We start from the raw sequence: 15325 nt of genomic DNA on the forward strand, positions 1-15325 counted from the left end.
CAACGATGTCTATTCTTGAAAAACACGGCGTCATCGAACGAAACGCGACCTTACTGCTTGTTGGCTCACTGGCTGTGGTTGCCATCGGCGGTATCGTGGAAATCGCTCCGCTCTTCTACCTCGAAAACACCATCGAGAAAGTGGAAGGGATGCGTCCTTACGCACCGCTGGAACTGGCCGGTCGCAACATCTACATCCGCGAAGGCTGTTATGTCTGCCATAGCCAGATGATCCGTCCATTCCGTGACGAGGTCGAACGCTATGGTCACTACAGCCTTGCTGCGGAAAGCATGTACGACCACCCGTTCCAGTGGGGCTCCAAGCGCACGGGGCCGGACCTTGCGCGCGTTGGCGGTCGCTATTCGAACGAGTGGCATGTTCAGCATCTGGTGGAGCCTCGGGCCGTCGTGCCTGAGTCCGTCATGCCAAGCTATTCGTTCCTCAAGACGACGCCTTTGCAGATCACCGATGTTGCGATGGAGTTGAAATCCAACCGTGCCGTTGGCGTGCCCTATAGCGACGAGATGATTGAAAACGCATCTGCCGACCTTAAGGCGCAGGCTGATCCCAATGCCGATGCATCGGGACTTGAGGCGCGATACCCCAAGGCGAAAGTCGGTGACTTCGATGGCGATCCATCAAAGGTCACGGAGATGGACGCGCTGGTGGCCTATCTGCAAATGCTCGGCACGCTGGTCGATTTCTCAACCTATGACGATGCCGCCGGTTATCGGTAAGGGGAAGCATCATGGAAACCTATACCGCCATGCGGCACTTCGCCGATAGCTGGGGCCTGCTCGTCATGACCCTGTTCTTTGCCGGTGTCGTGGTCTTCACGCTGCGACCCGGATCGAAAAAATTCGCTGACGATGCCGCCAGCATCCCGCTCAAGGAGGACTGATCATGTCCGAAAAACACATTGACGATATCAGCGGCGTCGAAACCACCGGTCACGAGTGGGATGGCATCCGCGAGCTCAACAATCCCATGCCACGCTGGTGGGTGTGGACCTTCTACGCCACGATCCTGTGGGGTATTGCCTATACCATCGCCTTTCCGGCATGGCCTCTGATCAGCGGCAGTACCCAAGGGCTTCTTGGCTGGCACAGCCGGGCGGAGTTTGTCGCGGAAAGCGCCGATGCGAAAGCTGCGCAGAATGTCTATCTGGACAAGATCGCGTCGTCTTCGCTCGAAGAAATCCAGGCCGACAGCGAACTCATGCAGTTTGCCGTTGCGGGCGGCGCCGCTGCCTTCAAGATCAACTGCATCCAGTGCCATGGCTCGGGTGCTGAAGGTGGCAACGGTTATCCCAACCTCAACGACGATGACTGGCTCTGGGGCGGAAAGGTTGGCGACATCCAGACCACCATCACCCACGGCATTCGTTTTACCGAGGATAGCGATACGCGGCTTTCTGAAATGCCGGCCTTTGGAGAAATGCTGAAAAATGACGAAATCCGTGAGGTTGCAGCCTATGTGGTCAGCCTGAACGGAACGCCGCACGATGCTTCTCTGGTCGCGCCTGGTGCCCAGATTTTCGCTGACAACTGTGCGTCCTGCCATGGTGAAGATGCCAAGGGTAACCGCGACATGGGTGCGCCCAATCTTGCGGACTCGATCTGGCTGAAATCTCACGGTGAAGAGGGCATTGCTGCACAGGTGCGCTTGCCAAAGCACGGCGTGATGCCCGCCTGGGGCGCAAGACTTGGCGATACCACAATCAAGCAGTTGACATTGTTCGTACATTCTCTGGGTGGTGGAGAATAACGAGGATCACCCGGAACAGAAAGGGCCGCCACGTGCGGCCCTTTCCATATTGCTCTTATGGGTGCTCAAGCATGGCCTTTAACGTGTTGAGGTCCGCCAGTACTGCCGCCGCATCCTGCTCGAAATCGGCCTGCGTCATCTGTGGTTGCCTCAGCAGCGTGAAGGCGATCTCCGCACCATCCCCATTCGGCATGACACGCAGTGCGTTGAAGACCTTCGATCCATTTGGCAGCGTGACGATGTGGTCGATCACGCCGTAATCATTGAGTGGCGCAAAGGCGATGCGCGCCGCGCCAAGCGGACCCGTCGCTATCCATTCCTCGCCGTCCTTTCTCAAGCCATTGGCAAGACCGCCTGCCCATTCCGGCATCCTGACAGGGTCGGATGCGAAGGCATAAACCTCTTTCCACGGACGCTCTATCGAGAGGTGAATGATTTTCGATTCCATGACGGACATGCGTGTTCCTCCGGCGACCTGGCGGCCTGCGCTACTTTGTCTCGATTTGACCTAAGTCAAGGATGGTTGCCCGGCGAAGTGTCAGAACGCAAGGGTACAAAACCGGACCCCCGAAACAATGAATATATATAGCGCCGGACAGGACGAAATCACCGCAGGCACAATCGAAAGATTGAATGCCCAGCCTGTGAACTCTGCAAAGATCAGGCAACCGCTTTACGAGGCGCGGCGAAAGATATTTCCGAAGCGGGCGGAAGGCCGGTTCCGGCGGTTTAAATGGATCGTGATGCTGATCACGCTTGGCATCTACTATCTGACGCCCTGGATCCGCTGGGATCGTGGGCCTTACGCGCCGGACCAGGCGGTGCTTGTGGATATTGCCAACCGCCGGTTTTATTTCTTCTTCATCGAAATCTGGCCTCAGGAATTCTATTACGTCGCCGGATTGCTTGTGATGGCGGGTTTCGGGCTGTTTCTGCTGACATCGGCCGTCGGGCGCGCATGGTGCGGCTACACCTGTCCGCAGACGGTGTGGGTCGATCTGTTTCTGGTGGTCGAGCGCGCGGTGGAGGGTGACAGAAACGCCCGCATGAAGCTGGATGCCGGGCCGTGGACATTCGACAAGGTCAAGAAGCGTGTGCTCAAGCATTCGATATGGCTCGTCATCGGCGTTTTGACCGGCGGCGCGTGGATCTTCTATTTTGCGGATGCGCCGACGCTTGCCATGCAGTTCATGACGGGGCAGGCGGCTATGATCGCCTATTACACCGTCGCCACGCTGACCGCTTCGACCTATGTGCTCGGTGGGCTGATGCGGGAACAGGTATGCACCTATATGTGCCCCTGGCCGCGTATCCAGGCGGCGATGCTGGATGAGCATTCGCTTGTCGTTACCTATAATGACTGGCGTGGCGAGAACCGCTCGCGCCATGCGAAAAAGGCGATTACCGCTGGTGAACCGGTGGGCGATTGCGTGGATTGTAACGCCTGTGTCGCGGTCTGTCCCATGGGTATCGACATCAGGGACGGGCAGCAGCTGGAATGCATTACCTGCGCCTTGTGTATCGATGCCTGTGACAGTGTGATGGACAAGCTTTCCAAGCCGCGCGGGCTTATCGCCTATGCGACGCTCAACGAATACGAATCGAACATGGCGCTGGCGACCGGTGGCGGCGCCCACGAAATCCGCCCCTCCAATGTGCGCAACGCCGATGGCAGCTTTGTCGATGCCATCAGGCATTTCGACTGGCGCATCATCTTCCGTCCACGCACGGTGTTTTACATGACCGTGTGGTGTCTGGTCGGCGTTGTCATGCTGGTGACGCTGGCAACGCGTGAACGCCTGTCCGTCAACGTTCTGCATGATCGCAATCCGCAATATGTCATGGAATCCGATGGCTCTATCCGCAACGGCTATACCGTTCGGCTGCTGAACATGATTGCACAGCCACGCACCATCACGTTTTCGCTGGATGGATTGCCGGAGGCGGTGATGAAGATCAACGGGCTGTCCAACACGCCTTCGCGGTCCTTCACGATCGACGTCAAACCAGACGAAGTCACCAATCTGCGGGTTTTCGTGACGCTGCCGAGCGGCGCTTCCGTGAAGCCGACAGAGGATTTCAACTTCATAGCGGTGGACGGGGAATACTCCGAAACCGCCCATTACAAGGCCGTATTCAACGGTCCGGGAGCAAAGAAATGAGCGCTAAGCCAAGCGAAAAGCAACATTTCGTCTTCACCGGCTGGCACATGCTGATCATCATGCTGCTGTTCTTCGGCACCGTGATTTCTGTGAATGTAACGATGGCCTGGAATGCGGTGACAAGCTGGAGCGGCCTTGTGGTGCAGAACACCTATGTCGCCAGCCAGCAATTCAACGGCAAGGCAGAAGCCGCAAAAGCGCGTGCTGCAAGCGGCATCGTCGGAAAGTTGCAGATAGACGGAACAACAATCGAATACATCGTTTCGCATCCGCAGCGCGGGGCAATCGATACGGACGCCGTGACACTGAACTTTCGGCGGCCTGTGGGTGAACGGCAGGATTTTTCGCTCAATATGGAAAAGAAATCCTCCAACACTTTCATTGCGCAACATGAGCTTGCCGCCGGGGACTGGATTGTCGAGGCGACAGCCGTCAAGAACGGCGCCATCATCGTCCACGAGGGAACGCGCATCGACATTGCCGGAGGTGTGAGATGAGCTGCTGCGCGCCCGGCACCGAGATGGCTCTCGAACAGGCGGGACTGAAGCGGGCCCTGCCTTCCTCAGAAGAACTGATGCTGGCAAGCCGCGATCTGGGGCAGGGGTTGCGGCAGACGGATCTTTCCGTCCCGGCGGTCTATTGCGGTGCCTGTATCACCACGCTTGAGAGTGCTCTTGTCCGCTTGCCGCAGGTGGAGCGCGCCAGGGTCAATCTTTCGTCAAAGCGGGTTTCCGTGGTCTGGAAGGAAAAGGTGGACGGTCTCAGCACCGACCCCGCCGATATTGCCCGCGCCGTCGCATCCACAGGTTATGAAACACATCTTTTCAGTTCCGCCGAGGAAGCTTCGGATGAATTGCGCAATCAGTTGATCCGCGCTGTCGGACTTACCGGCTTTGCTGCCGTCAACATCATGCTTCTTTCGATCTCTGTCTGGTCCGGCGCGGATGCGGCAACGCGGGACATGTTTCACTGGATATCGGCACTTATTGCTGCGCCCGCCCTGATTTACGGTGGCCGTTTCTTTTACAGCTCCGCCTATAATGCGTTGAAACACGGCCGCACCAACATGGATGTGCCGATTGCTCTGGCGATTACGCTGTCCTACAGCGTTTCGATCTGGGAGACGATGCACAGCGGTGCCCATGCCTGGTTTGATGCGACGGTATCACTGTTGTTTTTCCTCCTGATCGGGCGCACGCTGGATCACGTCATGAGAGACAGGGCGCGCTCGGCCATTGCCGGGCTGGCGAGGTTGTCACCGCGTGGTGCCACGGTGCTTCTGCCCGACGACAGCAGGGAATATCGCCCCGTCAGCGATATTATGCCGGGTGACCGGGTGGCAATCTCCGTCGGTGACCGGATACCGGTTGACGGGAAGATTGTCAGCGGCAGCAGCGATCTCGACGTGTCCATCGCCAATGGTGAGAGCGCACCGCGCATCGTGCGGCCGGGAGATATCGTTCAGGCTGGAACGATGAACCTGACCGGACCGCTCATCATGGAGGCGACGGCGCTTGCCCGCGATTCGTTTCTTTCCGAAATCATTGGCCTCATGGAAGCGGCGGAGGGTGGACGCGCGCGCTATCGCCGTCTGGCGGACCGGGCCGCGCAATATTATTCGCCGGTGGTGCATCTGCTGGCCATCGTTTCCTTCATCGCCTGGGGCGTTCTCGGTGGAGACTGGAAGCAGGCAATGCTGATTGCGATTTCGGTGCTGATCATTACCTGCCCCTGCGCACTTGGTATTGCGGTGCCCGTGGTGCAGGTGGTTGCCGCCGGACACCTGTTCAAGAATGGCATCATGGTGAAGGACGGTTCCGCCATGGAGCGACTGGCCGAGGCCGATACCGTTCTGTTTGACAAGACCGGCACGTTGACGCTTGGCCAACCACAACTGGTGAACGGTGGCCGGATTTCTTCGGAGACGATGCGGCTTGCTGCCGGCATTGCGGTTCATTCCCGCCATCCGCTTTCGCAGAGCCTTTGCCGTGAAGTCACCGGCACCTATGCAGTGTTTGACGATGCCAGCGAAATTCCGGGGTCGGGCGTCGAAGTAAAGACGCCATCCGCGCTCTACCGCCTTGGCAATCGCCGCTTTGCATGTCCCGATGTTCCCGTGAAGGAAGATGACCGGGCTTCGACATCAGAGGTGGTGCTGTCGCGCGACGGGCAGGAGATGGCGCAATTCCTGTTTGAAGACAGTATCAGGCCGGGTGCGGCAGCAGCCATCGCGCAACTCCATCAGGACGGGTTCGCAACGCAGATCGTATCTGGAGACAGGCCCGCAGCCGTCGCAGCACTTGCGTCGCGCGTCGGGGTCGATGCCGGGCAGGGCGCGCTGTCGCCTGCAGACAAGGCCAATCGCTGTGCCGAGCTTGCAAGGGCAGGGAGCAAGGTTTTGATGGTAGGAGATGGCATCAACGACGCTCCGGCCCTTGCCGCTGCGCATGTGTCGATGGCGCCTGCGACCGCCGCAGATATTGGCCGACAGGCGGCGGATTTCGTTTTCATGCGGGACGATTTGCGGGCTGTGGCGCTGGCGATCGATACGTCTAAGAAAGCGGGACAGCTCATCCGTCAGAACTTCGCGCTCGCCATCGGCTACAACGTGCTGGCCGTGCCGATCGCGCTTGCCGGCTACGCCACGCCCATGATCGCGGCCATTGCCATGTCCACGTCTTCAATCATCGTGGTTGCCAACGCGCTGCGCCTCAACAGTGCAAGAAACCTGACAGCTCCGGAAGAGGCGGTGGCCACCAACGCCGCTGGAAGCCAAAATGCGGAGGCGCGTTTCGCATGAACATGCTGGTCTATCTCATTCCCGTTGCGCTTTTCCTTGGCGGGCTGGGGTTGTTTGCGTTCCTGTGGTCACTGAAGAGCGGCCAGTATGACGACATGGATGGCTCTGCCTGGCGGGCACTGGATGATGGAGATGACAGGCCAGCACTGTGAGGGAGCATCTTATTGCAAAGCTGACCTGCGTCATCAAAATTTAATCGTTTGAGATCGCTGTAGCCTTGCCGTTTTCACATTAGAGTGCCACAACATCCGCCGTTATATGAAATATGGAGGCACATCCGTGGAACAGGCAGAAATCGGTTTGATCGGTCTTGGCGTAATGGGGTCGAACCTCGCGCTCAACATCGCGGAAAAAGGCAACAAGATTGCTGTTTTCAACCGAACCCCGGAAGTCACGAAAAAATTCTACGCTGATGCAGGCGCGTTGCAGGGGCAGATCATTCCTTGCGAAACCATCGAGGAATTCATTGCTGCCATTCGCCCTCCGCGCCCGATCATCATCATGATCAAGGCTGGCGATCCGGTCGATCAGCAGATGGAAATGCTCAAGCCGCATCTCGAAAACGGCGATATCATGATCGATGCGGGCAATGCCAATTTCCGTGACACGATTCGCCGCTTCGAAACCCTTGAAGATACTGACCTGACCTTCATCGGCATGGGTGTCTCCGGCGGTGAAGAGGGTGCGCGCCACGGACCATCCATCATGGTCGGCGGTACCGAAGAGAGCTGGAAGCGCGTTGAAAAGGTGCTTACCTCCATTTCGGCCAAGTACGACAATGAGCCCTGCGTTGCATGGCTGGGCAATGACGGTGCCGGTCACTTCGTCAAGACCATCCACAACGGCATCGAATACGCCGACATGCAGATGATTGCCGAAATCTACGGCATCCTGCGCGATGGTCTGAAGCTTAGCGCCGCAGAAATTGCCGATGTATTCGGTGAGTGGAACAAGGGTCGTCTAAACTCCTATCTCATCGAAATCACCGAGAAGGTTCTTCGCGCCGCAGACCCCATCACCGGCAAGCCGATGGTGGACCTCATTCTGGACAAGGCTGGCCAGAAGGGCACCGGCAAGTGGTCTGTCATCGAAGCGCAGAACATGGGTGTCGCCGCAACGGCAATCGAAGCTGCTGTCGCTGCCCGCATCCTGTCCTCGCAGAAAGACGAGCGTGTTTCCGCTGAGACCATTCTGGGTCTGCCTGCTGCGCTGCCTGCACCTGCCGACAAGAAGGCATTCATCGCCGACCTCGAAAACGCGCTTCTGGCCGCAAAGATCGGCGCCTATGCGCAGGGCTTTGCCGTTATGTCGGCTGCTTCCAGGGAGTTTGGCTGGGATCTTCCCATGCCGACCATTGCGCGCATCTGGCGCGCAGGCTGCATCATCCGTTCGCAGTTCCTGGATGAAATCACCTCCGCCTTTACCAAGGACCCGCATGTCGCAAACCTGATCGTCACGCCTGCCTTTGCGCAGATGGTGAAGGATACGGATGCGCCTCTGCGCCGCGTTGTTTCGCACGCCGTGCTATCGGGTCTGCCGGTTCCGGCGCTGGCATCGGCTCTCGGCTATTTCGACGCTTATCGCCGTGCACGTGGCAGCGCAAACCTCATTCAGGCACAGCGTGACTTCTTTGGCGCGCATGGTTTCGAGCGGACCGACGGCGTAGACAAGCCGCACGGCCCATGGGGCAGTGGTCTGGATATCTTCCAGTCCTGAGTGAAAGTCACCTGAAAACAAGAAGCCCTCGATGCCGCAAGACATCGGGGGCTTTTTCTTTTCTGAAAGCTGCGCCTTTGGCGACAGGCGCGGTTAAGGTCAACGGATGGTTAAACAAATGCGGCTAATGTGATTCCCAGTAACGCGTTTGAAGGCTGTTTGAAGAGTATGTGGACCAAGCATCACAAGAAGAGACGTTTTGGCCGTCTTGTCGTACCGGCAATCACCGTCGCTTTTCTTTCCTATTTCGGTTATCATTGCATTCATGGCGATTTCGGGCTTCAGGCCACGGAGCGGCTGGAGCGCCAGCGCATTGCCAGAACTGCCGAGCTTGCGAAGCTTACAAAGAGCCGCGTCGCCTTGGAGCGGCAAGTCGAGTTGATGAGTGATGGATCGCTCGAGCGTGACATGATCGATGAGATATCCCGCTACCAGCTGAACATGTCTCGTGCCGATGAAATCGTCATCATGAACACCTATTTCTGATTAACCGGATTCTGGTTAATCGAGTTTTATAATTTATTCACAGCAACTTAGGCAGAATACGAGCCATGCGTTTATGGCATTGCTGCTTTCACTTTTCTTGCATATGGTGCCCCCCAATCCAACCATTCTAATGGCAACTCAGGGAGGGATGAATGGCGCCGCGAAAAACCGCGACCGTATCCGGCCGCAAGACCACGGCAAAGACTGCCGGCAAGGAATTTACCGGCAAGAATACGCCGGACTTCGGCCAGGATGAGGAGCTGCACGCATATCGCGAGATGCTGCTGATCCGTCGATTCGAAGAAAAGGCCGGCCAGCTTTACGGCATGGGCTTCATCGGCGGCTTCTGTCACCTCTACATCGGCCAGGAAGCTGTTGTTGTCGGCATGCAGATGTCGCAGAAGGAAGGCGATCAGGTCATCACCGCTTACCGTGACCACGGCCACATGCTGGCTGCTGGCATGAGCGCGCGTGGCGTCATGGCCGAGCTGACCGGACGCCAGGGCGGCTTGTCCAAGGGCAAGGGCGGCTCCATGCACATGTTCTCCAAGGAAAAGCATTTCTACGGCGGCCATGGCATCGTTGGTGCACAGGTTTCGCTCGGAACCGGTCTTGCCTTCGCTAACAAGTATCGTGGCAATGACAATGTGTCCGTCGCCTACTTTGGTGACGGTGCGGCCAACCAGGGCCAGGTCTATGAGAGCTTCAACATGGCTGCTCTCTGGAAGCTTCCGATCATCTATATCGTCGAAAACAACCATTATGCGATGGGTACGTCGACAGCCCGCGCCACGGCGCAGTCCAACTACTCGCTGCGCGGTTCCGGCTTCGGCATTCCCGGTATGCAGGTCGATGGCATGGATGTCCGCGCCGTCAAGGCTGCGGCCGACGAGGCGCTGGAACATTGCCGTTCCGGCAAGGGTCCGATCATTCTGGAGATGCTGACCTATCGCTACCGCGGTCACTCCATGTCCGACCCGGCCAAGTACCGTTCCAAGGACGAAGTGCAGAAGATGCGCGCGGAACATGACCCAATCGAGCAGGTGAAGGCACGACTCCTTGAAAAGGGTTGGGCCACTGAGGATGAGCTGAAGGCAATCGACAAGGATGTCCGTGACATCGTGGCCGATAGCGCCGAGTTCGCCCAGAACGATCCGGAGCCGGATGTATCCGAGCTCTACACCGACATTCTGCTCTGATTTGGGAAGGGAGATATCATGCCTATAGAAATTCTCATGCCCGCCCTTTCCCCGACCATGGAGGAAGGCAAGCTTTCCAAATGGCTGAAGAAAGAGGGTGACAAGGTTACCTCCGGCGACGTGATCGCTGAAATCGAAACCGACAAGGCAACGATGGAAGTTGAAGCCGTCGATGAAGGAACGATTGGCAAGCTGCTGATCGAAGCCGGCACCGAAGGCGTCAAGGTCAACACTGCCATTGCCGTGCTGCTTCAGGAAGGCGAAAGCGCTGACGACATGTCGTCCTCTTCCGCAAGCAAGGAAGCGCCGAAGGCGGACGCTGCCAATTCCGGTTCTGACGCTGCTGGCGGCAAGACCCGCGAAGCCAGCGAAGAACCTTCTGCATCCAAGGAAGCAGCCAAGGTTCCGGCTGCGCCGAAGATCGAAGTTGCTGCCGATCCTGATATTCCTGAGGGCACCGAGTTCGTGACGCAGACAGTGCGTGAAGCGCTGCGCGATGCGATGGCCGAAGAAATGCGCTCTGACGAAAACGTCTTCGTCATGGGTGAAGAAGTTGCTGAATACCAGGGTGCCTACAAGATCACTCAGGGGCTGCTGCAGGAATTCGGCGCCAAGCGCGTTATCGATACGCCTATCACCGAACACGGCTTTGCCGGTATCGGCGTCGGTGCGGCGATGACGGGTCTGCGCCCGATTGTTGAATTCATGACATTCAACTTCGCCATGCAGGCGATCGACCAGATCGTCAACTCTGCTGCCAAGACGCTCTACATGTCTGGTGGTCAGATGGGTGCGCCGATGGTGTTCCGTGGTCCTTCGGGCGCTGCTGCCCGCGTGGCCGCCCAGCACTCGCAGTGCTACGCCGCATGGTACAGCCATATTCCTGGCCTCAAGGTCATCATGCCCTACACGGCTGCTGATGCGAAGGGTCTCTTGAAGGCTGCTATCCGCGATCCGAACCCGATCATCTTCCTCGAAAACGAAATTCTGTATGGTCAGAGCTTCGAAGTTCCGAAGATGGACGATTTCGTTCTGCCGATCGGCAAGGCGCGCATTCATCGCAAGGGCAAGGATGCAACCATCGTTTCCTTCGGTATCGGCATGACCTACGCCGTCAAGGCTGTTGCCGAACTCGAAAAGCTCGGCATCGATGTCGAACTGATCGATCTGCGCACCATCCGTCCGATGGATCTTCCAACGGTTATCGAATCCGTCAAGAAGACCGGTCGTCTGGTGACCGTGGAAGAAGGCTTCCCGCAGTCATCGGTCGGTGACTTCATTTCCAACAGTGTTCAGCGCGCTGCATTCGATTATCTTGATGCACCGATCCTGACGATTGCTGGCAAGGACGTTCCGATGCCCTATGCTGCGAACCTCGAAAAGCTGGCTCTGCCGAACGTCGACGAAGTCGTTCAGGCCGTCAAAACCGTCTGCTACAAATAAGGGGAGGGCGTTTCGATGCCTATCAACATTACCATGCCTGCCCTTTCGCCGACGATGGAAGAGGGCAATCTGGCCAAGTGGCTGGTCAAGGAAGGCGATAAGGTTGCTCCCGGCGATGTGATTGCCGAGATCGAGACCGACAAGGCGACCATGGAAGTGGAAGCCGTGGACGAAGGCACCGTTGCAAAGCTCGTCGTTCCAGCCGGTACGGAAGCGGTCAAGGTCAATGCCCTGATCGCCATTCTCGCCGCTGAAGGCGAAGACGTAGCTGACGCCGCCAAGGGCAGCGATGCTGCGCCTGCAAAGGCAGAAGCCAAGGCAGAGGCTCCGAAGCAGGAAGCTGCCAAGGCCGAAGCGCCGAAGGAAGAGAAGGCGGAAGCTGCGCCGGCAAAGGCTGACAAGCCCATCGCCGACCAGGGGCCAGCACCTTCGACGCCAGCGCCTGTCTCTAAATCCGGCGAGCGCATCTTTGCGTCTCCGTTGGCGCGCCGTCTGGCAAAGGATGCCGGCCTTGATCTCTCCGCCGTGTCCGGTTCGGGTCCGCATGGCCGTATCGTCAAGACTGATGTGGAAAAGGCTGCTGCTTCCGGCGGTGCAAAGGCTGCTCCTGCAGCTGCACAGTCCGCTGGTGCCGCCGCTCCGGCTCCTGCCAAGGGTGCATCCGACGAAAACATCCTCAAGCTGTTTGCAGAAGGTTCCTATGAGCTTCTGCCGCATGACGGCATGCGCAAGACGATCGCGTCGCGCCTGACGGAGTCCACCCAGACCGTTCCTTCCTATACGGTTTCGATGGAATGCGAACTCGATGCGATGCTGAAGCTGCGCGCCGAGATCAATGCGTCTGCGCCGGTGAAGAAGACCGAAAAGGGCGAGGTTCCGGCCTTCAAGCTTTCCGTCAACGACTTCATCATCAAGGCAATGGCGCTTGCGCTGCGTGATGTTCCAATGGCGAACGCCTCCTGGACATCTACGGCCCGTGTTCTGCACAAGCACGCCGATGTCGGTGTTGCCGTGTCGATCCCAGACGGTCTGATCACGCCGATCGTCCGCAACGCCGAGACAAAGACGCTCTCCGCCATCTCCAACGAGGTCAAGGATCTTGCCAAGCGTGCGCGTGACAAGAAGCTGAAGCCGGAAGAATATCAGGGCGGCACGACATCCGTGTCCAACCTCGGCATGTTCGGCGTTTCTTCCTTCACCTCCATCGTCAACCTGCCACAGGCATCCATCGTCTCCATCGGCGCTGGCGTCGAGAAGCCGGTTGTCCGTGGCGGCAAGATCGAAGTGGGCACGGTCATGACAGCGACCTTCGCCTTCGACCACCGCGTCATCGACGGTGCGCTGGGTGCAGAACTTGCGTCTGCCTTCAAGCGCTACATCGAAAACCCGATGGGCATGTTGGTCTAAAAACCGGGGAGCCGAAAGCCGGATGACGGTTTTCGGCTCGCTCCAATCGAGGAGTTGGACGTGACGAAAACCGTTCTGTGCTATGGTGACAGTCTGACATGGGGTTTCGACGCCGAAAATCTTGGGCGTCATGCCTTTGAAGATCGCTGGCCCAGCGTTTTGCAAAAAGCGCTCGGTGCTGACGTCAATGTCATTGCCGAAGGGCTGAACGGTAGAACCACGGCTTACGACGACCATCTTTCCGATAGCGACCGCAATGGTGCGCGCATTCTGCCAACATTGCTGCACAGTCACGGCCCTCTTGATCTCGTCATCATCATGCTGGGCACGAATGATCTGAAACGCGGCATCGGCAGCGGCAATGCCATTGGTGCGGTGAAGGGTGTCGAGCGGCTCATCAATCTGGTGCGCAGCCACGTCTGGTCGTTCGACTGCGAACAGCCGGAAATTCTGATCGTGTCCGCACCGCATATTTGCGAAACCGGCAATGAGATGTTCGCGGCCATGTTCGCAGGCGCCATCGAGCAATCGCAGATGATGGGTTCGCTTTACCGCGATCTGGCGGATGAAAAGGGTTGCGGCTTTTTCGACGCCGCTTCCGTTGCGGTGACGACGCCCGTCGACGGCGTCCATTTGGATGCCGAAAATACACGTGCGATTGGTCGTGGGCTGGAGCCCGTCGTTCGCATGATGCTTGGAATTTAGTGCGTCGGCACGGAAACCGGAAGCGGTTTCTGGACAGCACGACGCGTCACGACATTACGACAAATCGACTGAAGCGGCGGCATGGTTTCGCCCTCAAGAAGACAAAGGCAGGAAACAGACATGGCTCAGTCTTATGACGTCATCATCATCGGTTCGGGTCCTGGCGGTTACGTTACTGCCATCCGCGCCGCCCAACTGGGCCTCAAGACGGCAATCGTGGAGCGCGAGCATCTGGGCGGCATCTGCCTGAACTGGGGCTGCATTCCCACCAAGGCGCTGCTGCGTTCTGCCGAAGTGCTTGATAATGCTCATCACGCCAAGAATTACGGCTTGAAGCTGGAAGGCACCATCACGCCTGACGTAAAGGAAGTCGTTGCCCGTTCGCGTGGCGTTTCCGCGCGCCTCAATGGCGGCGTCGCCTTCCTGATGAAGAAGAACAAGATCGACGTTATCTGGGGCGAGGCCAAGCTGACAAAGCCGAACGAAATCGTCGTCGGCAAGATTTCCAAACCAATCGTTCAGCCGCAGAACCCCGTTCCCAAAGGCGTTCTGGGCGAGGGCACCTATACGGCCAAGCACATCATCGTTGCGACCGGCGCACGTCCACGTGCACTGCCCGGCATCGAGCCGGATGGCAAGCTGATCTGGACCTACTTTGAAGCGATGAAGCCTGATTTCATGCCGAAATCCATTGTCGTCATGGGCTCTGGCGCAATCGGTATTGAATTTGCGTCCTTCTACCGCTCCATGGGCGTGGACGTGACGGTTGTCGAACTCATGGCCAATGTCATGCCTGTCGAAGATGCCGAAATCTCGGCCTTCGCCCGCAAGCAGCTGGAAAAGCGCGGACTGAAGATCATCACCGAAGCCAAGGTTTCCAAGGTTGAGAAGGGTTCGGACTCGATCACGGCCCATGTCGAGACCAAGGACGGCAAGGTTCAAAAGATTACCGCAGATCGCCTGATCTCGGCTGTCGGCGTACAGGGCAACATTGAAAATCTCGGTCTGGAAGCTTTGGGCGTCAAGACGGACCGCGGCTGCGTGGTCATTGACGGCTACGGCAAGACCAATGTTCCCGGCCTCTACGCCATTGGCGACGTCGCTGGCCCACCAATGCTGGCGCACAAGGCCGAGCATGAAGGCGTGATCTGCATCGAGAAGATTGCCGGTCTGCCGAATGTTCACCCCATGGACAAGCTGAAGATTCCCGGCTGCACCTACTGCAACCCTCAGGTCGCCTCGGTCGGCCTGACGGAAGCCAAGGCGAAGGAGCAGGGCCGCGAAATCCGCGTTGGCCGTTATTCCTTCGCGGCCAACGGCAAGGCGATTGCGCTCGGTGAAGATCAGGGCATGGTCAAGACCATCTTCGACAAGAAGACTGGCGAGCTGATCGGCGCGCATATGGTAGGTGCGGAAGTCACTGAACTCATTCAGGGCTTCGTGGTTGCCATGAACCTTGAGACGACCGAAGAAGAGCTGATGCACACGATCTTCCCGCATCCGACGTTGTCCGAAATGATGAAGGAAAGCGTGCTGGACGCCTATGGCCGCGTGCTGAACGCATAACAGCCTGGCCGTACTCGGCATTGCCTTGCGAGGCCGAGTACACCATATGTCGTCCAATGTCGGTTGACGGAGTT

15 protein-coding genes are annotated in these 15325 nt (G+C 57.8%); 14 read left to right on the forward strand and 1 reads right to left on the reverse strand.

All coding sequences use genetic code 11. From position 1 onward, the window contains the following. Window positions 1–5 precede the first annotated feature (5 nt). From ccoO to ccoP, 3 genes are read left to right on the forward strand one after another with little or no spacing between them, the layout of a single operon-like run. Window positions 6–737: a cytochrome-c oxidase, cbb3-type subunit II gene (ccoO, locus tag ASF69_RS18025; protein ID WP_062589579.1), complete on the forward strand. Its 732-nt coding sequence runs from the start codon at window positions 6–8 to the stop codon at window positions 735–737. An 11-nt stretch (window positions 738–748) separates the two neighbouring features. Further along, window positions 749–901, forward strand: a complete 153-nt coding sequence (locus ASF69_RS18030) for a CcoQ/FixQ family Cbb3-type cytochrome c oxidase assembly chaperone (protein ID WP_062589580.1) — start codon at window positions 749–751, stop codon at window positions 899–901. A gap of 2 nt (window positions 902–903) precedes the next feature. Beyond that, window positions 904–1767, forward strand: coding sequence for a cytochrome-c oxidase, cbb3-type subunit III (gene ccoP / locus ASF69_RS18035; protein WP_062589581.1), 864 nt, complete (start codon window positions 904–906; stop codon window positions 1765–1767). A 55-nt stretch (window positions 1768–1822) separates the two neighbouring features. On the opposite strand, the gene ASF69_RS18040 is transcribed toward ccoP, so the two are convergent. Beyond that, the gene (locus ASF69_RS18040; protein WP_062589582.1) at window positions 1823–2224 is read right to left on the reverse strand and encodes an SRPBCC family protein; all 402 of its coding nucleotides are present in this window, start codon (window positions 2222–2224) and stop codon (window positions 1823–1825) included. A gap of 118 nt (window positions 2225–2342) precedes the next feature. On the opposite strand from ASF69_RS18040, the gene ccoG reads away from it, so the two are divergent. The 11 genes from ccoG (at window position 2343) to lpdA (ending at window position 15251) form a co-directional block, all read left to right on the forward strand. After that, window positions 2343–3929 (forward strand): cytochrome c oxidase accessory protein CcoG, encoded by a 1587-nt coding sequence (ccoG, locus tag ASF69_RS18045; protein ID WP_062589583.1) that lies wholly within the window; start codon window positions 2343–2345, stop codon window positions 3927–3929. Beyond that, a complete protein-coding gene (locus ASF69_RS18050) occupies window positions 3926–4426 on the forward strand; it encodes a FixH family protein (RefSeq protein WP_062589584.1) in 501 nt (166 codons plus the stop codon). Before ccoG ends, ASF69_RS18050 begins: the two co-directional genes overlap by 4 nt. Then, window positions 4423–6729, forward strand: a complete 2307-nt coding sequence (locus tag ASF69_RS18055; protein WP_156462110.1) for a cation-translocating P-type ATPase — start codon at window positions 4423–4425, stop codon at window positions 6727–6729. Before ASF69_RS18050 ends, ASF69_RS18055 begins: the two co-directional genes overlap by 4 nt. Then, a complete protein-coding gene (gene ccoS, locus ASF69_RS18060) occupies window positions 6726–6881 on the forward strand; it encodes a cbb3-type cytochrome oxidase assembly protein CcoS (RefSeq protein ID WP_062589585.1) in 156 nt (51 codons plus the stop codon). Before ASF69_RS18055 ends, ccoS begins: the two co-directional genes overlap by 4 nt. A gap of 127 nt (window positions 6882–7008) precedes the next feature. After that, the gene (gndA, locus tag ASF69_RS18065) at window positions 7009–8445 is read left to right on the forward strand and encodes an NADP-dependent phosphogluconate dehydrogenase (RefSeq protein WP_062589890.1); all 1437 of its coding nucleotides are present in this window, start codon (window positions 7009–7011) and stop codon (window positions 8443–8445) included. A gap of 168 nt (window positions 8446–8613) precedes the next feature. Further along, on the forward strand, window positions 8614–8931 hold the full coding sequence (locus tag ASF69_RS18070) for a septum formation initiator family protein (RefSeq protein WP_062589586.1): 318 nt from the start codon (window positions 8614–8616) through the stop codon (window positions 8929–8931). 152 nt (window positions 8932–9083) lie between these two features. Next, window positions 9084–10130 carry a pyruvate dehydrogenase (acetyl-transferring) E1 component subunit alpha gene (gene pdhA, locus ASF69_RS18075; protein ID WP_062589587.1) on the forward strand — a complete coding sequence of 349 codons (1047 nt, stop codon included), beginning with the start codon at window positions 9084–9086 and terminating at the stop codon, window positions 10128–10130. An 18-nt stretch (window positions 10131–10148) separates the two neighbouring features. Then, the gene (locus ASF69_RS18080; RefSeq protein ID WP_062589588.1) at window positions 10149–11573 is read left to right on the forward strand and encodes a pyruvate dehydrogenase complex E1 component subunit beta; all 1425 of its coding nucleotides are present in this window, start codon (window positions 10149–10151) and stop codon (window positions 11571–11573) included. A gap of 15 nt (window positions 11574–11588) precedes the next feature. After that, entirely contained in the window at window positions 11589–12980 is a 1392-nt protein-coding gene (locus tag ASF69_RS18085; RefSeq protein ID WP_062589589.1) for a pyruvate dehydrogenase complex dihydrolipoamide acetyltransferase, read from the forward strand. 60 nt (window positions 12981–13040) lie between these two features. Beyond that, entirely contained in the window at window positions 13041–13685 is a 645-nt protein-coding gene (locus ASF69_RS18090) for an SGNH/GDSL hydrolase family protein (RefSeq protein ID WP_062589590.1), read from the forward strand. 120 nt (window positions 13686–13805) lie between these two features. Further along, on the forward strand, window positions 13806–15251 hold the full coding sequence (lpdA, locus tag ASF69_RS18095) for a dihydrolipoyl dehydrogenase (RefSeq protein WP_062589591.1): 1446 nt from the start codon (window positions 13806–13808) through the stop codon (window positions 15249–15251). The last annotated feature ends 74 nt before the right edge of the window (window positions 15252–15325 follow it).

The sequence above is a fragment of the Rhizobium sp. Leaf311 genome, from assembly GCF_001423445.1.
Lineage (GTDB): Bacteria > Pseudomonadota > Alphaproteobacteria > Rhizobiales > Rhizobiaceae > Agrobacterium.